The 19,530-nt window shown below is 71.0% G+C and carries 18 protein-coding genes; 8 read left to right on the forward strand and 10 right to left on the reverse strand.

The features are described 5' to 3' along the window. Positions 1–27 precede the first annotated feature (27 nt). The 4 genes from ACQYVW_RS07330 to ACQYVW_RS07345 form a co-directional block, all read right to left on the reverse strand. On the reverse strand, positions 28–1,104 hold the full coding sequence (locus ACQYVW_RS07330; RefSeq protein WP_434935090.1) for a Fic family protein: 1,077 nt from the start codon (positions 1,102–1,104) through the stop codon (positions 28–30). Positions 1,105–1,530: 426 nt separating this feature from the next. Then, complete coding sequence (locus ACQYVW_RS07335; RefSeq protein ID WP_434935087.1) at positions 1,531–2,547, reverse strand: 3-oxoacyl-ACP synthase III; 1,017 nt, start codon at positions 2,545–2,547, stop codon at positions 1,531–1,533. 234 nt (positions 2,548–2,781) lie between these two features. Continuing rightward, the gene (locus ACQYVW_RS07340) at positions 2,782–3,090 is read right to left on the reverse strand and encodes a DUF4156 domain-containing protein (RefSeq protein ID WP_434936577.1); all 309 of its coding nucleotides are present in this window, start codon (positions 3,088–3,090) and stop codon (positions 2,782–2,784) included. 236 nt (positions 3,091–3,326) lie between these two features. Continuing rightward, the gene (locus ACQYVW_RS07345) at positions 3,327–6,167 is read right to left on the reverse strand and encodes a M16 family metallopeptidase (protein WP_434946864.1); all 2,841 of its coding nucleotides are present in this window, start codon (positions 6,165–6,167) and stop codon (positions 3,327–3,329) included. Between the two features lie 126 nt (positions 6,168–6,293). Between ACQYVW_RS07345 and ACQYVW_RS07350 the strand changes: the two genes are divergently transcribed. The 4 genes from ACQYVW_RS07350 to ACQYVW_RS07365 all read left to right on the forward strand — a co-directional run bounded on the left by ACQYVW_RS07350 (position 6,294) and on the right by ACQYVW_RS07365 (position 9,364). After that, the gene (locus ACQYVW_RS07350; RefSeq protein ID WP_434946525.1) at positions 6,294–7,001 is read left to right on the forward strand and encodes an SDR family oxidoreductase; all 708 of its coding nucleotides are present in this window, start codon (positions 6,294–6,296) and stop codon (positions 6,999–7,001) included. Positions 7,002–7,010: 9 nt separating this feature from the next. Then, on the forward strand, positions 7,011–7,517 hold the full coding sequence (locus ACQYVW_RS07355; protein WP_434936578.1) for a tRNA (cytidine(34)-2'-O)-methyltransferase: 507 nt from the start codon (positions 7,011–7,013) through the stop codon (positions 7,515–7,517). A gap of 394 nt (positions 7,518–7,911) precedes the next feature. Beyond that, positions 7,912–8,625: an AraC family transcriptional regulator gene (locus tag ACQYVW_RS07360; RefSeq protein WP_434936484.1), complete on the forward strand. Its 714-nt coding sequence runs from the start codon at positions 7,912–7,914 to the stop codon at positions 8,623–8,625. Between the two features lie 178 nt (positions 8,626–8,803). Next, complete coding sequence (locus ACQYVW_RS07365; RefSeq protein ID WP_434946526.1) at positions 8,804–9,364, forward strand: outer membrane beta-barrel protein; 561 nt, start codon at positions 8,804–8,806, stop codon at positions 9,362–9,364. 321 nt (positions 9,365–9,685) lie between these two features. On the opposite strand, the gene ACQYVW_RS07370 is transcribed toward ACQYVW_RS07365, so the two are convergent. From ACQYVW_RS07370 to ACQYVW_RS07390, 5 genes are all read right to left on the reverse strand, one after another. Next, positions 9,686–10,723, reverse strand: coding sequence for an NAD(P)H-dependent glycerol-3-phosphate dehydrogenase (locus tag ACQYVW_RS07370; RefSeq protein ID WP_434946527.1), 1,038 nt, complete (start codon positions 10,721–10,723; stop codon positions 9,686–9,688). Positions 10,724–10,726: 3 nt separating this feature from the next. Continuing rightward, the gene (secB, locus tag ACQYVW_RS07375) at positions 10,727–11,254 is read right to left on the reverse strand and encodes a protein-export chaperone SecB (RefSeq protein ID WP_434936480.1); all 528 of its coding nucleotides are present in this window, start codon (positions 11,252–11,254) and stop codon (positions 10,727–10,729) included. 55 nt (positions 11,255–11,309) lie between these two features. Beyond that, a complete protein-coding gene (locus ACQYVW_RS07380; protein WP_434936478.1) occupies positions 11,310–11,747 on the reverse strand; it encodes a rhodanese-like domain-containing protein in 438 nt (145 codons plus the stop codon). A gap of 156 nt (positions 11,748–11,903) precedes the next feature. After that, positions 11,904–12,317 carry a hypothetical protein gene (locus tag ACQYVW_RS07385; RefSeq protein ID WP_434946528.1) on the reverse strand — a complete coding sequence of 138 codons (414 nt, stop codon included), beginning with the start codon at positions 12,315–12,317 and terminating at the stop codon, positions 11,904–11,906. Between the two features lie 59 nt (positions 12,318–12,376). Continuing rightward, positions 12,377–12,844, reverse strand: a complete 468-nt coding sequence (locus ACQYVW_RS07390) for a YiiD C-terminal domain-containing protein (RefSeq protein ID WP_434946529.1) — start codon at positions 12,842–12,844, stop codon at positions 12,377–12,379. Positions 12,845–12,904: 60 nt separating this feature from the next. Between ACQYVW_RS07390 and ACQYVW_RS07395 the strand changes: the two genes are divergently transcribed. The 3 genes from ACQYVW_RS07395 to ACQYVW_RS07405 all read left to right on the forward strand — a co-directional run bounded on the left by ACQYVW_RS07395 (position 12,905) and on the right by ACQYVW_RS07405 (position 16,032). Then, on the forward strand, positions 12,905–13,675 hold the full coding sequence (locus ACQYVW_RS07395) for a uroporphyrinogen-III synthase (protein ID WP_434946530.1): 771 nt from the start codon (positions 12,905–12,907) through the stop codon (positions 13,673–13,675). Between the two features lie 47 nt (positions 13,676–13,722). After that, entirely contained in the window at positions 13,723–14,694 is a 972-nt protein-coding gene (locus tag ACQYVW_RS07400; protein WP_434946531.1) for a uroporphyrinogen-III C-methyltransferase, read from the forward strand. Positions 14,695–14,778: 84 nt separating this feature from the next. Continuing rightward, positions 14,779–16,032: a heme biosynthesis protein HemY gene (locus ACQYVW_RS07405; RefSeq protein WP_434946532.1), complete on the forward strand. Its 1,254-nt coding sequence runs from the start codon at positions 14,779–14,781 to the stop codon at positions 16,030–16,032. A 173-nt stretch (positions 16,033–16,205) separates the two neighbouring features. Here the strand turns inward: ACQYVW_RS07405 and ACQYVW_RS07410 are convergent, their stop codons facing one another. Continuing rightward, the gene (locus tag ACQYVW_RS07410; RefSeq protein WP_434946533.1) at positions 16,206–18,083 is read right to left on the reverse strand and encodes an ATP-binding cassette domain-containing protein; all 1,878 of its coding nucleotides are present in this window, start codon (positions 18,081–18,083) and stop codon (positions 16,206–16,208) included. Positions 18,084–18,204: 121 nt separating this feature from the next. Between ACQYVW_RS07410 and pncB the strand changes: the two genes are divergently transcribed. Further along, positions 18,205–19,509, forward strand: a complete 1,305-nt coding sequence (gene pncB, locus ACQYVW_RS07415; RefSeq protein WP_434946534.1) for a nicotinate phosphoribosyltransferase — start codon at positions 18,205–18,207, stop codon at positions 19,507–19,509. Positions 19,510–19,530 lie beyond the last annotated feature (21 nt).

Raw genomic sequence — 19,530 nt, forward strand, 5'->3', positions numbered from 1 at the left:
AGCGAGGGTGCTTGTGCCGGCCACACGTCAGGGCTGCACCGCGTCGCCGCGACGCAGCAGGTCGAAGAGGGGACGGTTCACGTAGTAGTTGTTGCGGCCTACCCGGATCTTGTCGAGCAGGCCATCGCCCGCCAGGGCGTCCAGGTAGCGCGTGGCAGTGACCCGCGACACGCCCAGTTCGCGCTGCGCGAACTCGACGCGGGTGTAGGGGTGGTTGAACAGGTTGTTGATCAGGTCCTGGCTGTAGAACCGGTAGTCGGCACGGATGCGCTGCTTGGTCTCCTGCAGCAGGTCCTTGATGGCCTGCACGATGGCGATGGTCTCGGCGGCGGTGGCAGCCACCGCGTCGAGCATGTAGGCCACCCAGTCCTCCAAGGCGCCTTCATCGCGCACGGCCTGGAGCAGGCCGTAGTAGTCGGGCTTGGTGCGCACGATGTGGCGGCTGAGGTAGAGCACGGGAATATCGAGCAGGCCTTCCTTGACGAGATACAGCACGTTGATGATGCGTCCGGTGCGGCCGTTGCCGTCGTAGAAGGGATGGATGCTTTCGAACTGGTGGTGGATGAGCGCCATCTTCACCAGCGGATCGACCGCGAACGGCGGCTCGTCGTGGATGAAGCGCTCCAGTTCGCCCATCAGGCGGCGGACGTGGTTGGCGTCCTGCGGTGGCTCGTACACCAGCCGTCCTTCGCCGTCGCGCAACGCGGTGCCCGGCAGCTTGCGCAGGCCGGCGCGGTTACATTCGAGCTGCTGCTGGATGTCGAAGATAGTATTGAGGGTCAGCAGACCGGTGCCGCGGACCTGGTCGTAGCCGGCGCGCAGGGCCTGGCGGTAGCGCAGGACTTCCTTGATCGCCGTCCCGGTGGCGTCGGCGGAATCTTCGTCCCGGTACAGATCGTCCTGGGTGGTGACGATGTTCTCGATCGCCGAGCTGTCGCGCGCTTCCTGCAGCGTCAGCGTGTTGATCAGGATGTTCTGGTTGGGAATGCTCGCGGCCAGGCCCTTTAGTTCGGCCAAGGCGCGACTGGCGACGGCAAGCCGCTTGAGGATCGCCACGGTCTCGAACCGCTCCGGCGCGAGGGTGTGCAACGGAGGGAGGGGCATGGCGGGCCTGACGTGCATAGAGAACTGCGTTTTTTATACACGTCTGGGGCGATATGTTCAATTTTGACGGCATTCCCGAACATGACGCTCGGGCGATGAGGCTCCTTAAATTGATCCGGCCCCATGTCTGGACCTGTCCTCCCCAACCGCGGGGTGAGGGATCCCGTTTGCCGATGCAGGCCGGACTGAGCTGGATTCCGAACCCGCTGCGCGGGTTCGGAATGATACGAGCCAGGACTTCGACTGGCCGGACCAATATATCGATGGCTCGGGGCGTTCCTTGCAACCGGGACGCTTGGCGGCAGCCGCTGTGTGGTCGCGGCGGCAGCCGCTCCTACAGGGACGCGGTGCGCCGCACGGATTGGCGGGTCCAGAAACGACAAGGGCCGGACAGGCCGGCCCTTGCTGACATCCCGCGAGGCGGGATTACCAGACCACTTCGGCCATCGAGCAGTTCAGGCCGGACCCGATCCCCAACAGGGCCACGCGGTCGCCCTTCTTCAGCCGCCCCATCTCGCGCAGCTTGGACAGCACGATCGGCACCGAGGCCGGGCCGATGTTGCCGTGCTCGCCGAAGATGGTCAGCACCTTCTTCGGATCGATGCCGATGGCCTTGGTGAAGGCGGCGGTGTGGACCTTGCTGACCTGGTGGATCACGAACTGGTCGAGCTCTTCGGCCACCCAGCCCAGCGCCTGCTTGGCGGCGCCGAAGGTCTTCTGCGAGAGCTTGATGCCTTCGATCAGCAGCATGCGCGTATCGGTGACCATTCCGTCGAGGTTGCCGCGGCAGAGCTTGTTCCATTCGGTCGCGGCGCGGGTCACGCCACCCTTGTAGCGCGGCGCGCCGGGCGCGAGTTCGGCGCGCGCCAGCACCATCGCCGCGGCGCCCGAACCCAGGGTCAGCGTGGCCAGCTCGTTGCGGAACTGCTCTTCGGTGGCGTCGGCGCTGGTCAGGCGCTCGAGCGTCTTTTCGTAGGCCAGGTCGGCGGTTTCGCCGTCGACGATCAGGGCGTAGTCGATCTCGCCGCGCTCGATCATGCGGCTGGCGATGTCCATGCCGTTGATGAAGGCCAGGCAGGCGTTGGCGACGTCGAAGTTCTGGCAGGTGTCGGGCAGGCCCAGGTTGCCGCTGACGATCGAGGCCGTGGACGGCTCGAGGTAGTCGCGGCTGACCGAGGTGTTCACCAGCAGGCCGACCTTGTCCGGGTCGATGCCGGCATCGGCCAGCGCCTTGACGCCGGCGAGGGTGGCCACGTCGGAAGCCTGCACGTCCTCTTCCCAGAGGTAGCGCGAGTGGATGCCGGCGATGTCGCCCAGCACGTCGATCTTGATCCCGAGGCGCTCCAGGGTCGGCTTCAGCCGCTCGTTGATCTCCGCCGACGACAGGCGACGGGGGGCATCGATATGGGCGAGGCCGGCGATGGCGACGTGTTGGAAAAGCATGGGCGGGGCGCCGGTAACGGATACGGAGCCGTATAGGGTAGCGCCTTCGGCCCCCCGGCGCATGGCGGTGCCTGAACGGCCAGGCCGTGCGGCAGCGCAGGGCGGCCGTCGTGCGGCCCCGCGGTCGCCGGTCAGGGCGCCAGGAGCGCGGCCAGTCCGGGGTGGCGCCAGGCGGGGGCTTCCACCCGGGTCGGGCCAGGAGCCCGGACCCGCAGCGGCCCGCCCCGCGTCGCCTCAGCGACCGCAGCGCCAGGCGGCGAAGCGCTGGCTGCCGCCGGCCGGGGCAGCGAGGGGATGGATGGTGTCGGCCTGCAGGCCGGGGGCTTCGTTGCGGGCGAGCGTTTCCAGCTCGTCGCGGACCTTGATCGGGTTGCGGTCGATGAAGGCGATCGAGTGTTTGACCGAGACCTCGACCTCGCCGCGCTTCTCGCAGGACTGCGGCGGACCGCTGAGGACCTTCACCGCACTGGCGCCGGGCGCCATGTGCACCCAGGTGCAGCCGGACAGGACCAGGGCCAGCGGAACGATCAGGGACAGGCGCATCGGGGGCTTTCCTCGTGGATGTCGTCGGGACGCGATCGGGGCCATTGTGGCCGCCGTGCAGTGGACAGCGCCGCGGCTGCCGGTGGCGGTAGCGAGGCGGTTCATTCTCGCAGAGCGGTGCGGCAGGGGCGTCGACCGGGCGCTGGCGGGCGGGACCTCACGACCTGCGTCACCGGGCCAGCGTCGTGCGCGGCCCGGCAACGGACTGGTGGCTCATCGCCCCGCGCAGGCGCCGGCTATTCGGCGACCGGCTGGCCATCGGCATCGATCACCTGCAGCGGACCCAGCCCCAGCGCGCGCACCGGCGCCTCGGTCTGCGACAGGTCGCCGACCACCACCCAGGTCAGCGCCTGCGGCCGGATCGCCTTCGCCGCCTCGGCCAGCTCGGCGGCGGTCGCCGACTCGACCTCGGCCTTGCGCCGCACCACGTAGTCGTCCGGGCGGCCATAGCGCACGATCCCGCCGATCGCGCCCATCACCGACCAGGCGGTCTCGTAGGCCCCCGGCAGGCTGAGGGTCTGGATCGCCTTGACCCGCTCCACCTCGGCGGCGCTGGGCGGCCGCTCGCCGCTGGCGAACTGCTGGACCTCGCGCTGGATCTCGGCGATCGACTCGGCGGTGCGATCGATCTGCACCGGCGCCGACACCATCCAGCGACGCTGGCCCAGCGCACCGCCCAGCGAGCTGTTGGCGCCGTAGGACCAGTGCTTGTCCTCGCGCAGGTTCATGTTGAGGCGCGCGGTGAAGTCGCCGCCAATCACGCCGTTGGCCAGTTCCAGCCGCACCGCGCCCGGGTCGCGCGATCCGGGTACGAGCTGGGCGGCGAAGATGTTGGCCTGCACCGCGCCGGGCTGGTCGATCAGGAAGACGCGCGGGGCGGCCGGCAGCGCGACCTCCGGCACGTCCACCGGGATCGGCGCGCCCGCGCCGCCCGTCCAGTCGCCGAAGTGGCGCTCCAGTTGCGGGACGATCTCGGCCAGCGTGGTCGCGCCAACCACGATCAGGGTGGCGTTTTCCGGCTGCACCCAGCGACGGTGGAAGGCCAGCAGGTCCTCGCGGTCCAGCGCGGCGATCGACGCCTCCGTGCCGCTGCCCGGTGCCCCGTAGGGATGGTCCGCGCCGTACAGCAGGGCCGGCAGCACGCGCATCGCCGCGCCGGCCGGCTGCGCCTTCTGCTGGCGGATGCCGGCGATCCAGGTGGCCTGGATGCGGGCGATCTCGGCCGGATCGAAATCGGGGCGCCGCACCATGTCGGCGAACAGCGCCAGCGAGGGATCGAGGTTTTCCTTCAGCGCCGACAGCCAGGCATTGCCGCCGTCCTGCGAGGCACCGGCACCGAAGGCGGCGCCCAGCGCTTCGGCACGGTCGGCGAAGTCCAGCGCCCCGACCCCGGCTGCGCCCTCGTCGAGCAGGTCCATGGAAAAGTCGGCCAGGCCCGCCTTGCCGGCCGGATCGCTGCTGTAGCCGCCGTGGAACTCGTAGCTGAACTGGACCACCGGGATGTCGTGGCGTTCGGCCAGGACCACCCGGGTGCCGTTGCCCAGGGTTGCGCGCTGCAGCGCCGGGAATTTCAGTTCGGGGAAGCGCGTGGTCTTCGGCACGCCCAGGCTACGGTCGACGGCCGCGGGCAGGGGGCGGTATTGCGGATCGGGTTCCGGCAGGTCGAACGGCTCCGGGGCCACGGCCGGCGCCTCGACCAGGGCGCTGCGCTCGCCCGGCTCCACCACGATGGTGTGGCTGCCCGCGCCCAGCCACTTGGCGCCGACCGCGCGCAGGTCCGCGGCGGTGGCGGACGCGTAGTTGGCCAGCTGGCCGCGGAAGCAGCCGGGATCGCCCTCGAACACCGCGCACTCGGCCAGCACATCGGCCTTGCCGCCGAAACCCCCGATGCGCTCGACCCCGCGGATGAAGCCGGCGCGGATCATGGTGCGCGCGCGCTCCAGTTCCTCCGCGGTGGGGCCCTCGGCCACCAGCCGCGCGATCTCCTCGTCGATGATCGCCTCGACCTTCGCCGGGTCCACGCCCTGCTTGACGGTGGCCACGACATAGAACGTGGATCCCAGCTGCGAGGCCCCGGCCATCGCGCCGATGCTGTCGACCAGCTTCTCGCCGTGCAGCAGCCGCGCGTCCAGGCGCGAGGACTTGGCTCCGCCCAGCACGTAGCCCAGTACCTGCAGCCGGTCGAGTTCGACGCTGCCGGCCTCCGGCACGTTCCAGGCGCGGTAGATGCGCGGCTGCGGCACCTTGTCGTGCATCACCTCGCGGGTGGACTGCGCGCGCCGCGCGACGTCGACCTGCGGGCGGGCCATGGTCGGGCCGGCCGGGATGTGGCCGAAATACTTGGTCACCTTCTCCTTCGCGGTCGCCAGATCGATGTCGCCGGCCAGCACCAGCACCGCGTTGTTGGGCCCGTACCAGGCGTGGAACCACTGCTTCACGTCCGCCAGCGAGGCGGCGTTGAGGTCGTTCATCGAGCCGATCACGCTGTGCCCGTAGGGATGGCCGGCGGGATACAGCGCCCGCGTCATCTTTTCCCAGACCTGGCCGTAGGGCTGGTTCTCGCGCTGGCGCTTCTCGTTCTGGACCACGCCCCGCTGTTCGTCGAGCGCGGCCTGGTCGATCGCGCCGAGCAGGTGGCCCATGCGGTCGGATTCCATCCACAGCGCCATGTCGAGCGCGGTGGTGGGCACGTTCTGGAAGTAGTTGGTGCGATCGGTGTTGGTGGTGCCGTTCTGGCTGGTCGCGCCCACCGCGCGGAAAGGATCGAAGAATTCGCCGTCGTGGTGTTCGCTGGACTGGAACATCAGGTGCTCGAACAGGTGGGCGAAACCGCTGCGCCCGGCCGGTTCGTCCTTGCTACCCACGTGGTACCAGATGTTGACCGCCACGATCGGCGCCTTGCGGTCGGTGTGCACCACCACGCGCAGGCCGTTGGGCAGGGTGAACCCCCCATGGGGAATGTCGACGACCGGTGCCTCCACCTGCGCGGCGGCGGGCAGCGCCACCAGCACGCCTCCGAGCGCGAGTCCGAGGGCGGCGGACAGCAGCGCCTGGCGTGGGCGAAGGCTGGCGGGAATCAATGACATGGGGCGGCCCGAATGCGGATGACCGTCCATCTTAGCCACCGTCGCGGAACGCCTCGCGGGCCGGAAGTCCCGCTCGACCACGCCACCTGCACCCTGCACGGGCGCACACTGGCGGACATGCCCACCCGCCATGCCCTGGTCACCGGTGCCAATCGCGGCCTCGGCCTCGAGTTCGTCCGCCAGTTGCTCGCGACCGGCGATCGCGTGGTGGCGGCCTGTCGCCAGCCGGGCAAGGCCACTGCGCTCAACGCCCTGGCCGGCGAGTATCCCGGCCGCCTGCATGTGCTGCCGCTGGACGTCGCCAGCCCGAGGTCGCAGGCCGAACTCGCCCGCGAACTGCCGCTGGTGCTCGGCGAGGGGGAGCGCCTGGGCCTGCTGCTCAACAACGCCGGCGTGCTCCATTCCGGGGAGCGCTTCGGCCACCTGACCCTGCCCAATTTCGAGGACAGCTTCCGCATCAACGCCGCCGGCCCGCTGCTGCTGACCCAGGCGCTGGCGCCGCTGCTGGCCGATGGCGCGCGCGTGGTCAACCTGTCTTCCGAACTGGGTTCGATCGGCGCGACCGGGCGCTTCGGCACGCCCAGCTACAACATGGGCAAGGCCGCCCAGAACATGGCCACCGCACTGCTGGCCCGTGCCCTGGCCGATCGCGGGATCGTGGTGGTGGCCCTGCACCCCGGCTGGGTGCGCACCGACATGGGCGGCGAAGGCGCCTCGCTGGCGCCGGAGGACGCCGTGTCCGCGCTCCTGCGGGTCGTGGCGAACCTGGGGGCGTCCGACAGTGGCCGGTTCCTGGACTGGCGCGGTCGCGCCCTGCCCTGGTGATCGCGGCCGCTGGGCGACAATGGCCGCCCAGTCTCCGCCGGCCGCCCCGTGTTCGACCTGCTGCTGTTTGAACCCGAGATCCCACCCAACACCGGCAACGCGATCCGGCTATGCGCCAACACCGGCGCGCGGCTGCACCTGATCCGCCCGCTGGGTTTCGACCTGGACGACCGCAACCTGCGTCGCGCCGGGCTGGACTACCACGAGTACGCGAGCCTGCAGGTTCACGACTCGCTCGATGCCGCGCTGGCGGCGATCGCGCCGCCGCGCCTGTTCGCGCTGAGTACGCGCAACAGCGTCCGCTACGACCAGCCGCGCTACAGGGCGGGAGACGCCTTCCTGTTCGGCCCCGAGACGCGGGGTCTGCCCGATGCGGTGCTGGCGGGGATTCCGGACCGGCACCGGCTGCGCCTGCCCATGCGCCCGGGCAACCGCAGCCTCAACCTGTCCAACGCCGTGGCGGTGGTCGCGTTCGAGGCGTGGCGGCAGCTGGACTTCGAGGGCGCCGGCGGCTGAGGTCCGCGCGCGGCTGGGGCCGCGGGGCCTCGCCGGCCGGACGCAGCGGACAACCGCGGGTCGCCGCAGTCTGGGACCTGGTCCTGCGTTGCGACACGCAGGCCCATGGCTGGCGCGCGCGGGGCGTGGCCCGGCCGCGCCGGGCAGACGGGGCCGCGGGCGTCCTCGGATGCAGCAATCCGCACGACGGCCTTAGCTGTGCGCGGGCCAGGCCGCCGCGTCTCGGACAGGAAATTCCCGACTGCGCGCCTCTGCCGGTGATTCAGCGGGGAAGGTCGGGCAAACGCTCGATATCCACCCGCGGGCGCGGGTACATGCATAATGCGGCCGCCGCTGGAACCGGCGTCGCGCGCATTCGCGCAGCCGCCCCGTCCCCGCGTCGGCCGACCGGGAGATCGCCCACATCGACGTCACGCTGCATCCCGAACAACTGCAAAGCCTGTTCGACCCGCTGCCGGACGTGGTGTTCTTCGTCAAGGACGCCGACTGCCGCTACGCGCACGTCAACCAGACGCTGATCCAGCGCCTGGGCCAGCGCCGGCGCGAGGACATCCTCGGCAAGAGCGTGCTCGAACTGTATCCACCCAGCCTCTCCGGCGCCTACATCGCGCAGGACCGGCGCGTGCTTGCGGGCGAGGTGATCGAAAACCTGCTGGAACTGCAGCTCTATCCCAATCGCGTGCGGGGCTGGTGCCTGACCTTCAAGCAGCCGATCCGGCGCGACGGCCGGGTCGTCGGCCTGATCGGCATCTCCCGCGACCTCGGGCAGCCGGACAGCCAGCACTCGTCCTACGCGCGCCTGCAGCAGGCGGTCAGCCACATGCAGGCCCATTTCCACGATCCGCTGCGCGTGCAGACCCTGGCCACCATCGCCGAGGTTTCGGTGTCGCAGCTGGAGCGCCTGTTCAAGCGCGTGTTCCAGATCACCCCGCAGCAGATGCTGACCAAGCTGCGCATCGAAACCGCAATGCGCATGCTGCACGGGGATGCCAGCATCGCCACGATCGGACAGGCCTGCGGCTTTTCCGACCAGAGCGCCTTCGCGCGCCAGTTCAAGTGCACCGTCGGCATGCCGCCGCGCGACTACCGGGCCTTGGTGCGGGGCTGACGCGGAAACGTAAGGTTTCGTGAACCGCTCGGTTCAATATTCAGCCGCCGTTGCGCCGCTTTCACCAGAATCCGCGTGCCGCCCCGGATGGAACCGTTTTCCCCGACGGTTGACTCCCTCCCCCTCCGTCCGGGGCGGCGCTCTCATTCCCGATCCACGATCCACCGAAAGGAAGTCGATGAAGCGTTCCCTTTCTGCCCTGGTGCTCGCCGCCGCCGTCCCCCTGGCCGCGACCGCCGCCGACGGCGTCTCCTACAACTATGTCGAGGCCGGCTATGCGGCCAGCAATTTCGACGGCGGCCTGCCCGACGCGGACGGCGTCGCCGCCCGCGCCTCGATCGCGTTCCACCCGAATTTCCACCTGTTCGGCGACTATTCGAACCAGGAGTTCGACAACAGCGGCATCGACGCCGATCAGTGGCGCGTCGGCCTGGGCTACAACCACGAGATCTCGTCGCGCGCCGACCTGGTGACGCGGGTGGCCTACGAGAAGGTCGACTTCGGCAACCTCGGCGATGCCGACGGCTGGAGCGTGGAAGCCGGCGCACGCGGTGCACTGGCCAGCAACTTCGAAGGCTATGCGCTGGCGGGGTACCAGGACAGCGACCGTTTCGACGGCGACTTCTACGGCCGCCTCGGCGTCACCGTGAAGTTCAACCGCAACTGGGGCCTCAATGGCGACGTGAAGTTCAGCGACGGCGACACCGCCTGGTTCGTGGGGCCGCGCTTCACCTGGTAAGGGCTGGAAACCGGGGTTCTCGCCCCCATCCAGTCAGCAGGCGACGTCGCCCTCCCCTCTCTCCCGACGTCGCATGTGGCCCGGCCGGCAACGGCCGGGCTTTTTTTTGGTCTCCCGGGTGCAGGGCAGCCTGCCATTCCTTTCTGGATCGACGCAGCCAGGGAAAAGGCGGTACCCAGACGTCCGCGCGCCTTCGACAGGCCGCGGCGCCTTGCGGCAGCAGAATTCTCCGCTCGCCCCGGGCCGCGAGGAACCGCACCCGGCCGGCGCCTGCGTCGCGAGACGGTCGGACCCCGGGTGAGCTGCGCCCGCCGCGCGGACTCAGCGCTCGGACGGCTCGAATAGCGCCTCGGGATATTCGGGCTTGCGTTCGCGCGCCATCAGCCGGGCCAGGCCCTCGGCCGGCGTGATGTCGCCGTGCAGCACATCGCGCACATTGCTGGAGATCGGCAGCTCCAGGCTGTAGCGATCGGCCAGGCGCATCACCTCGTCGGCGGTCTGCACCGATTCGACCACCTGGCCGATCTCGCGCACCGCCTCGGCCACGCTCTTGCCGCGGCCCAGGGCCAGGCCGAGGCGACGGTTGCGCGACAGGTCGCCGGTGCAGGTCAGCACCAGGTCGCCCAGGCCGGCCAGGCCCATCAGGGTTTCCGGGCGGCCGCCGATCGCGGCGTTGAGCCGCAGCATCTCGTTGAGGCCGCGGGTGATCAGGCCGGTGCGGGCGTTGAGTCCCAGCTCCATGCCGTCGGCCACGCCGGTGGCCACGGCCAGCACGTTCTTCATCGCACCGCCGAGTTCGGCGCCACGCATGTCGCTGCCGGTATAGGCGCGGAACTCCGGCCCGTGCAGCACGTCGGCCACCTGCTGGACGAACACCGCGTCCTCGCCCTGCACGGTCACTGCGGTCGGCAGGCCGAGGGTCACTTCCTTGGCGAACGACGGCCCGGTGACCACCGCCAGCGGCACGTCCTCGCCCAGCACGTCGCCTGCCACTTCGTGCAGGAAGCGCCCGGAACCGGGTTCGAAACCCTTGGCCGCCCAGGCAACGCCGGCATGCGCGGGCCGCAGCGGCGCCAGCGCGTGCAGGGTTTCGGTGAAGGCGTGCGAAGGCACGACCACCAGCACCAGATCGGCGTCGCGGACCGCAACCGCCAGATCGGTGGTGGCGCGCAGCGGCGCCGGCAAGGGAATGCCGGGCAGGTAGCGCGGGTTCTCGTGGCGCCGGTCGATGGCCTCGGCGACCGCCGCGTCACGGCCCCACAGAATCGTGGGATGGCCGTGGCGGGCGATCAGCGAAGCGAGCGCAGTGCCCCAGGAGCCCGCGCCAAGGACCGCGACCCTGACGGTCGGGCTCGACATCGCTCAGGCGTTGCCGGCCGTCTCGCTGTTGGCCAGGTCGCCGCCAGCCTGCTGCTGCGCCTGGCGCTGGCGCAGGCCTTCGGCGTACAGCGCGTCGAAGTTGATCGGCTGCAGCAGGAACGGGGCGAAGCCCCCGGCCTGGATCAGGTCGGCGATCAGCTGGCGCGCGTAGGGGTACAGCACGTTCGGGCACTGGGTGCCGAGCAGCGCGTCGGTCACGTTCGGCTCGAAGCCGGCCAGGCCGAACACACCGGCCTGCTGCACTTCGACCATGTACACCGAATTGCCATCGCCCTCGCCGGCGGTGCAGGTCAGGGTGACGCCAAGCACCACTTCGTAGGCGTTCTCGCCCAGGCGCTGGACGCGCTGGTTGAGGTTCATGTTGATCTGCGGCTGGGTCTGCTCGTTGAACACGAGCGGGGCCTTGGGCGACTCGAACGAGACGTCCTTGACGTAGATCTTCTCGACGCTGAACTGCGGACCGGTCTGCTGCGCGGCCTCGGCGGCGCCGTTGAGGGCTTGGTCGGACATCCTGGTACTGCTCCGGTATCTGGGCGGAAAGGGGGCGATTATCGCACTTGGAAGCTCAGCCGCGGCCCTTGACCAGCGGCAGGTCGGCCTGCTGCCAGGCGCCGATGCCGCCGTCGAGCACGAATACGCGCTCGAAGCCGGCCTTCTTCAGCCGCTTGGCGGCCTCGCCGGCGCTCTGGCCGGTCTTGCACACCAGCACCACCGGCAGCGCCTTGGCCGAGGCCAGACGCTTGTTCTCCGGGTCGAACTGGCTCATCAGCACGTTCTTCGAGCCGGGGATATGGCCCTTCTCGAAGTCGGCGATCGCACGCAGGTCGACCACCAGGGCGTTGTCGCGGTTGACCAGGGCGGTGACCTCGGCCGGGCGCACGACCTTGAAGTTGCGCAGCAGGCGCGCGATTTCGGTCGCGACGATCGCGGCGGTGAGGCCCACGAAGGCCAGCGCGAGCATCTGGTTGCGGCCGGCGAAGGCCATCAGTTCCTGGAAGTCCACGTCGATCGGCAGTGCGGAAGGGGACGGGATTGTCGCACAGGGGCGCGGCGCCGGGCCTGCGCGGGCGCCGACGCGGCGGCAACCGCGGCGGCGGCCCGCGTCAGATCGGTCCCGGCAGGCGCCCGCCGCGGGCAACCCTGCGCGGCTGCGGGCGCGCTATTCGCCGGCCCAGAAGTCCGGCAGCCCGCCGGTGATCCACCAGGTCTTGGTCGCCGGGTCGTAGCGCCACTGTTCGGTGTAGCGCAGGGTGCGCTCGGCCATGGTGTGGCGGTTGACCACGCCGATCTCGATCTCGCGCAGCGCCTCGGACTTGCCGGGGCTGGAGGCCAGGTCGCGGTAGTGCGAGATCTGGACCTGCCGGTAGCGTTCCAGCTGCAGGTCGCTCAATGGATGGGCCTCGCGAAACTCCGGATCCACCAGGTTCCAGGCGCCTTCGAAATCGCCCCAGCGGATCGCCGCGGACCAGGCGTACTGGGCGCGCTGCAGCTCGGACATTTCCTTGCCGGTGCTGGCGCAGCCGACCAGCAGCAGCACCGCGCACATCCCCAACAGCAGCCGCCATCCACGCATCGTCGTCTCCCCGCCGGTCGGCGACATGCTAGCAGCCGGCGCACGAACGCCCGCGACACTCATCCAGCGCGCACGAATGCCGCGTAGCGCGACGAGGCCTGGGCCGCGACGCCGCCGTCGGGCAGCAGCACCCGGGCCTGCAGCGTGGCACGCGCGCGGCCGCGGCTGCGCAGGGTCGAGAGGAACCCGGACCAGCCGTCGTCGCCATCGAGCCAGGCTTCGGCCACCAGGTCGTCGCGCAGCGGCGCCAGGTAGCGCAGCTGCGAATCGGCGACGTAGACCTCGGCATCCAGCCCGGCCTGCTCGACCTGGAGGACGGTCAGGCCCCAGGCGGCGAGCGTCATCAGCGAGGCCAGGCTGCCGCCGAAGGCGCTGCCCTTGTCGTTGACGTTGGCGTCCAGCGGCGCGTGCAGGCGCAGGCGCCCCTGCCCGTAGCCATCCACGCGCAGTTGCAGCGCGCGCGCCGGCGGCATCGCCAGGAGCTGGGTCTGGAGGCCATGCAGGGCCAGGTCGGAAAGATCGGTCATGCGCACATCCGGAAGGGTCGGGCGCTTGCGGCACGCGGGAGCAGGGACCAAGCTGGCCGCATGTCGCAGGACACTTCCGCGCCGAAGCAGCGCGCATGCTACGTGATCTCCCTGCGGCCCGTCGGCGGGCACGCGGCAATGCGCCGCGCCGCGGCCGCGCACGGCATGCGCGTGCTGGCGCTGTCTCCCTGGCGGATCGAACCGCGCCGGGACGAGGCCACGCGCGCTGCGCTGGCTGCGGCCCTGGCCGCCGAGGTGGTGCTGTTCACCAGCCCGGCGGCGGTGCGCGCGGCGGCCGCGCTGCAGGATCTGCGCGTCGCTCCCGGCCAGGCCTGGACGGCGGTGGGCGCGGGCACGGCGGCGGCGCTGCGGCGCGCCGGCGTGGCGGAAGTGGCGGCGCCGACGCGGATGGACAGCGAGGGCCTGCTGGCGCTGCCAGCGCTGCAGGGGCTCAGCGGGCGCCGCGTCGGGATGGTGACCGCACCGGGGGGACGCGGGCTGATCGCGCCGACGCTGGCCGCGCGGGGTGCCCAGGTCCTCCGCGCCGAGGTCTATGCGCGGGTGCCGGTCGCGCCGTCGCCGCGGGTGCTGGCCCGGCTGCGTGGTCTGGACGGGCCGGCCTGGCTGGCATTGAGCAGCGGCGAAGCCCTGCAACGGCTGCTGCAGTCGCTGCCTGACGCGCTGTTGCCGCACCTGCGTCAGGCGCGCGTGGTGGCGGCCAGCGCGCGGCTCGCCGCCCAGGCGCAGGCGGCCGGCTTCGCCGACGTACACGTGGCCGCCGATGCGCGGCCGGCCTCGCTGCTGGCCGCGGCCGCGGTCGCGTGCGGCTGACGTTCAAGCTCCGATAGCATGCGCAGCCCCCCACGCCCGACCCACCGATGAGCGACACCGTTTCCTCCCCCGATACGCCCCGGCCGCGCCGCGGCGCCGGCAGCGCCTGGCTGCTGCTGGGCCTGGCCGCGCTGCTGGCGCTGGGGGCCTACCCGGCCTACCGCTGGAACGCTGCGCAGGCCGCGAGCGAGCGGGCCAGCGCGAGCGACCGCCAGCGGATCGAGGCGCTGGAAGAACGCGTGGGCGCGCTGCGCAGCGACCAGCGCGCCCAGACCGCGCGCCTGCAGCAGGCCGAGGCCACCAATCGTCTGCTGCGCGAAGAACTGATCGGGCTCGGCCAGCGCGCGGCACTGGTGGAGGACACCGTGCAGAAGCTGGCCGATCCGGACCAGCACGCCGGCCAGGCGCTGCGCCTGGATGAAGTCGAGCTGCTGCTGGCGCAGGGCCAGCAGCGGCTGCTGCTTACCGGCGATCTCGCCGGCGCGGTCCGCCTCTATGCGCTGGCCGCGCATGTGCTGGATGGGGTGGCCGATCCAGCCAGCCTCGACCTGCGCCAGGCGCTGGCCCAGGAGCGCGCCGCGCTGGTCGCGCTGGGCGAAGACCCCGGCACGCTGGCCGCGCGCCGCCTGGCAGGCTTCGCAGACACCCTGCCGGCGCTGCCGCAACGGGCGGCCCCCGTGTCCACGCAGGCCTGGTGGGAGCGCGCGGTGTCGCGGCTGGTACAGGTGCAGCCCACCGCCGACGCGGTGGCGGTCGAGCCGGCCGACCGGGCCGCCGGGCTGGCCGCGCTGCAGCTGGAGTTCGGGCTGGCGCGCGCGGCCATCGAGCGCCGCGACGAAGGCGCCTACCGCGCGGCGCTGGACCGTATCGAGGGATGGCTGTTGCGGCTGTGGCCCGACACCGCCCCGCGCGCCCGCCAGCGCGCGGCCCTGCAGGCCCTGCGGGATCAGACGCTGGTCATCCAGCTTCCCGTTCTGGGCAGCACGCTGACCCAGCTGCGGCGGCAGCGCGGCGGTTGAGCGCGCGTTCAGCGCGTCCACGCCGCCTCAACACCCCGCGCGCGAGTCTGGCCGCGCCTGGGGACGATCGACGAGGAGCCTGCCATGAACCTGTTCCGCACCCTGCTGCTGTGGCTCGTCCTGGCCCTGGCCGGCGCCCTGGCCGCCCAGCTGCTGCTGTCGCAGGACCCGGGCTACGTGCTGGTGCGCTGGCGCGGCTACGACTACACGACCACGGTACTGGTCGCGGTGGCACTGGCGTTCGCCGCTGCCTTCGCGCTGTGGCTGCTGTGGACGCTGCTGTCGCTGCCGTTCCGCGCCTGGGGACGGCATCGCGACACCCGCGCGCGCGCGCGCATCGGCGATGGCCTCGACGCGCTGCACCACGGCCACTGGTCGCGCGCCGAGAAGCTGCTGGCCGAGGCCGCGGCGGACGAACGGGTGGAGTCCGCGGCCCGCATCGGCGCGGCTGAAGCGGCGGCCGCGCGTGGCGATCATGCCGCCGCGCGCCAGCACCTGGCCGGTTTCGGCGAACGCCACCCCGCGCTGCGGGCGATCGCCGCGGCCGAACTGGCCTTGCGTGAGCACCGTCCCACCGACGCCCTGGTGGCGCTGGACGCGCCCTCGGCGCAGCCGCTGCCGCCGCGCGGCCTGGCGCTGCGGGCCGAAGCCCTGGCCGCGAACGGGCAGGCCGCGGAAGCCTGGGGCCTGCTCGGCGCCCTGCGCCAGCAGCATGCCTGGCCACAGGCGCTGCTGGACGAACGCGAACTTCGCTGGGCGGAGGCCTCGCTGCACGAGGCCGCCGACGCCAATGCCCTGGCCGAGCGCTGGGATGCGCTGCCCAAGACATTGAAGACCGAACCCGCCGTGGTGGATGCCTATGCGACCCGCGCGGCCGCGTTCGGCTGGGAGGACGCGGCCACGCGCAGCATCGAACATGCGCTCGACAACCGCTGGGACGAAGGCCTGGCCACGCGTTACGGCCTGCTCCCGGTGGGACGGCTGGAACATCGCCGCAGCCAGGTCGAGCGCTGGCTCAAGGCCCATCCGGGCAGCCCGGCGCTGCTGGTCACCCTCGCCCGTCTAGCCCAGTCCGCGGGAGACTGGCCGCAGGGCGAAGCCGCCCTGCATCGCGCGCTGGCGCAGGGAGGCGGCAGCGAAGCCTGGGAGGCGCTGGGCGATGGCTATGCGCGCAGCGGCGACGAGTACCGCGCGCGCCAGTGCTACGCCAACGCCCTGGCGGCCGGCCGTGGCCAGGCGGTCGTGCCGCTGCCGCCGCGCGAGCTGGAGCAGCGGATCGCCGACGAGGCCCTGGTCGAGGACCGCGACGGCTACGGGGTGCCGCGCCTGCGGGAATGAGGCGCCGGCACGGGTGCGGTCTCTCCGGCGTTGCGGCCCCGCATCCGGTACGGGGATGACCGTGCCGCCAGCTCACGGGCATCGGGTCGCCGTCCAGCAAGGCCGCAGGACGCCGCAGAACGCAGCTGGCAAGTACGTCCCGGCGGTGCCGCGCCACCCCGCCGCCAGGCTGATCAGCCCGCGTCCAGCTCCGCCCAGCGCGCATAGGCGGCGTCGAGTTCGGCCTGCAGTTTCGACAGGGTCTCGTTGCCGGCGGTGATCGCGGCACTGTCCTGCTGGAAATAGGCCGGGTCGTTCATCGCTTCGCCGCGCGCGGCGATCTCGCCCTCCAGCCGTTCGATCAGCGCAGGCAGTTGCTCCAGCTCGCGTGCTTCCTTGTAGCTGAGCTTGCGCTTCGCGGCCGCGGGTGCCGCTGCGGCGGATGGCGCCGCGGCGGGCACCGGCCTGGCGTCCGCTACCGCGGGCACCGCGCCCGGCGTCGGCCTTTGCCGCAGCCAGTCGCTGTAGCCACCCACGTATTCCCCCAGGCGGCCATCGCCTTCCAGCACCAGGGTGCTGGTGACCACGTTGTCTAGGAAGTCGCGGTCGTGGCTGACCAGCAGCAAGGTGCCCTTGTAGTCGAGCAGCAGTTCCTCCAGCAGCTCCAGCGTCTCCACATCCAGGTCGTTGGTGGGCTCGTCCATCACCAGCAGGTTGGACGGCTGCGCGAACAGGCGCGCCAGCAGCAGGCGGTTGCGCTCGCCGCCGGACAGGCGCGTGATCGGTGCGCGCGCGCGTTCGGGGGTGAACAGGAAGTCCTGTAGATAGCCGATGACGTGCTTGCGCGCACCGTTGATCTCGACGTATTCGCGGCCCTCGGCCACGTTTTCCAGCGCGTTCAGCGACTCGTCGAGCTGGCTGCGGTGCTGGTCGAAGTAGGCGATCTGCAGGCTGGTGCCGAGCTTCACCTCGCCCCGCTGCGGCGCCAGCTCGCCCAGCAGGATCCTGAGCAGGGTCGACTTGCCGGCGCCATTGGGGCCGATCAGGCCCACGCGGTCGCCGCGCATGATCGTGGTCGACACATCGTCGAGCAGGACCCGGCCGGCGTAGCCGTGGTGGATGCCGGTCGCCTCGACCACCTTCCGGCCCGAATTCTGCGCCGCCGCGGCTTCCATCCGCACGTTGCCCGACAGCTCGCGACGCTGCGCGCGCTCGCGGCGCATCGCCTTGAGCGCGGTCACGCGGCCCTCGTTGCGGGTGCGACGCGCCTTGATGCCCTGCCGGATCCACACCTCCTCCTGCGCCAGCAGCTTGTCGAAGCGCGCGTTCTCCATCGCCTCGGCATGCAGGCGCTCTTCGCGCCGGCGCAGGTAGTTGTCGTAGTCGCCGGGCCAGCTGGTCAGCTGGCCGCGATCGATCTCGACGATGCGCGTGGCCAGCGCGCGCAGGAAGCTGCGGTCGTGGGTGACGAACAGCAGGCTGCCGGCGAACGACTTGAGAAAACCTTCCAGCCAGGCGATGGATTCGATATCGAGGTGGTTGGTGGGCTCGTCCAGCAGCAGGATGTCGGGCTTGCGCGCCAGCGCCTGGGCCAGCAGCACGCGCCGCTTCATGCCGCCCGACAGCGCCGCGAAATCGGCCTCGCCGGGTAGCTCGAGCTGCTCGATTACCTGACCGATGCGCCGGTCCAGGTCCCAGCCGTTGCTGGCCTCGATCCGGGACTGCGCCTCGCCCATCGCCTCCATGTCGCCGGCGTCCAGGGCGTGGTGGTAACGCGCCAGCAGCTCGCCGAGTTCGCCCAGCCCCTGGGCGACCACGTCGAACACGGTACCGTGCGCATCGCCCGGCACTTCCTGTGCCATCCGCGCCACCACCACGCCGGACTGCAGGCGCACTTCGCCATCGTCGGCTTTCAGCTCGCCGGCGATCAGGCGCATCAGGGTGGACTTGCCGGCGCCGTTGCGGCCGACGATGCAGACGCGTTCCCCGGGTTCGATGGACAGATCGACGTGTTCGAGCAGCAGCGGCCCGCCGACGCCGTAGTCGACGCGCTGGAGTTGGAGTAGGGACATCCGGCAATTCTACCGGGGCTGCCAGGTCCGCAGGTGCGGGCATATGCGGCAGCGCGGGCCGCCCGGCGACCTGCTCGCGTAGGCTATGCCCGACGCAGACGCGCAGCGGGCACCTTTTCGCATGCTCCATACCGACCTCGCCACCCGCGCCTACAACCAGGGCTGGCGGCTGGACCCGATCGTCCGCAGCCTGCTGGACACCGATTTCTACAAGCTGCTGATGCTGCAGATGATCTGGCGGCGCTATCCGGACGTGCACGCGTCCTTCGAGCTGATCAACCGCAGCCGCACGGTGCGCCTGGCCGACGATATCCCCGAGGAGGAGCTGCGCGCCCAGCTCGACCATGTGCGCAGCCTGCGGTTCAGCCGACGCGAACTCATCTGGCTGGCCGGCAACACCTTCTATGGGCGCCAGCACATGTTCGCGCCCGACTTCCTCGCCTGGCTGGCGCAGGTGCAGTTGCCGGATTACGAACTGTCCCGTCGCGACGGGCAGTTCCTGCTGCGCTTCCCGGGGCCGTGGATGCTGACCACGCTGTGGGAGATTCCCGCGCTGGCGATCGTCAACGAACTGCGCGTGCGCGCGGCGCTGCGCGGCCGTGGACGCTTCGCGCTCGACGTGACCTACGCGCGCGCCAAGGCCCGGCTGTGGGACAAGCTCGAGCGGCTGCGACAGCTTCCGGACCTGGTGCTGTCGGACTTCGGCACCCGCCGCCGGCATTCGTTCCTGTGGCAGCGCTGGTGCGTGGAGGCGCTGAAGGAAGGCCTGGGCGAGCGCTTCATCGGCACGTCCAACGTGCTGATCGCGATGGAGAGCGACCTCGAGGCGATCGGCACCAACGCCCACGAGCTGCCGATGGTGATGGCCGCACTGGCCGACGACGACGAGGCCCTGCGCGCGGCGCCCTACCGCGTGCTCGAGGACTGGCGCGAGCTGTATTCGGGCAACCTGCTGGTGGTGCTGCCGGACGCCTTCGGCACCGCCGCCTTCCTACGCGACGCGCCGGACTGGGTCGCTGACTGGACCGGCTTCCGCCCCGACAGCCTGCCGCCGGTCGAGGCCGGCGAACAGGTGATGGCGTGGTGGCAGGCGCGTGGACGCGACCCGCGCGAGAAGTTGCTGATCTTCTCCGATGGCATGGACGTCGACTCGATCGAGCGGACCTACCGCCACTTCCACGGCCGCGTGCGCATGAGCTTCGGCTGGGGCACCAACCTGACCAACGATTTCCGCGATTGCGCGCCGTCCGGCGGCGCAGCGCTCGACCCGATCTCGCTGGTGTGCAAGGTCACCGAAGCCAATGGCCGCCCGGCAGTGAAGCTGTCGGACAACCCGGCCAAGGCGACCGGCGATGCGGACGAGATCGCGCGCTACCTGAGGGTGTTCGGGCAGGCCGGGCGGATGGAATCGACTGTGACTGTATGAGTAGGGATGCGTTCCACGTTA

This window comes from Luteimonas campi, from assembly GCF_051162505.1.
Lineage (GTDB): Bacteria > Pseudomonadota > Gammaproteobacteria > Xanthomonadales > Xanthomonadaceae > Luteimonas.

Coding starts and splice junctions, on each gene's coding strand:
- secB (WP_434936480.1), bottom strand. CDS start 11,254: ATGTCCGACCAAGCCCTCAACGGCGCCGCCGAGGCCGCGCAGCAGACC.
- ACQYVW_RS07395 (WP_434946530.1), top strand. CDS start 12,905: ATGTCGCAGGACACTTCCGCGCCGAAGCAGCGCGCATGCTACGTGATC.
- ACQYVW_RS07405 (WP_434946532.1), top strand. CDS start 14,779: ATGAACCTGTTCCGCACCCTGCTGCTGTGGCTCGTCCTGGCCCTGGCC.
- ACQYVW_RS07340 (WP_434936577.1), bottom strand. CDS start 3,090: ATGCGCCTGTCCCTGATCGTTCCGCTGGCCCTGGTCCTGTCCGGCTGC.
- ACQYVW_RS07365 (WP_434946526.1), top strand. CDS start 8,804: ATGAAGCGTTCCCTTTCTGCCCTGGTGCTCGCCGCCGCCGTCCCCCTG.
- ACQYVW_RS07370 (WP_434946527.1), bottom strand. CDS start 10,723: ATGTCGAGCCCGACCGTCAGGGTCGCGGTCCTTGGCGCGGGCTCCTGG.
- ACQYVW_RS07335 (WP_434935087.1), bottom strand. CDS start 2,547: ATGCTTTTCCAACACGTCGCCATCGCCGGCCTCGCCCATATCGATGCC.
- ACQYVW_RS07410 (WP_434946533.1), bottom strand. CDS start 18,083: ATGTCCCTACTCCAACTCCAGCGCGTCGACTACGGCGTCGGCGGGCCG.
- ACQYVW_RS07350 (WP_434946525.1), top strand. CDS start 6,294: ATGCCCACCCGCCATGCCCTGGTCACCGGTGCCAATCGCGGCCTCGGC.
- ACQYVW_RS07390 (WP_434946529.1), bottom strand. CDS start 12,844: ATGACCGATCTTTCCGACCTGGCCCTGCATGGCCTCCAGACCCAGCTC.
- ACQYVW_RS07400 (WP_434946531.1), top strand. CDS start 13,723: ATGAGCGACACCGTTTCCTCCCCCGATACGCCCCGGCCGCGCCGCGGC.
- ACQYVW_RS07385 (WP_434946528.1), bottom strand. CDS start 12,317: ATGCGTGGATGGCGGCTGCTGTTGGGGATGTGCGCGGTGCTGCTGCTG.
- ACQYVW_RS07330 (WP_434935090.1), bottom strand. CDS start 1,104: ATGCCCCTCCCTCCGTTGCACACCCTCGCGCCGGAGCGGTTCGAGACC.
- pncB (WP_434946534.1), top strand. CDS start 18,205: ATGCTCCATACCGACCTCGCCACCCGCGCCTACAACCAGGGCTGGCGG.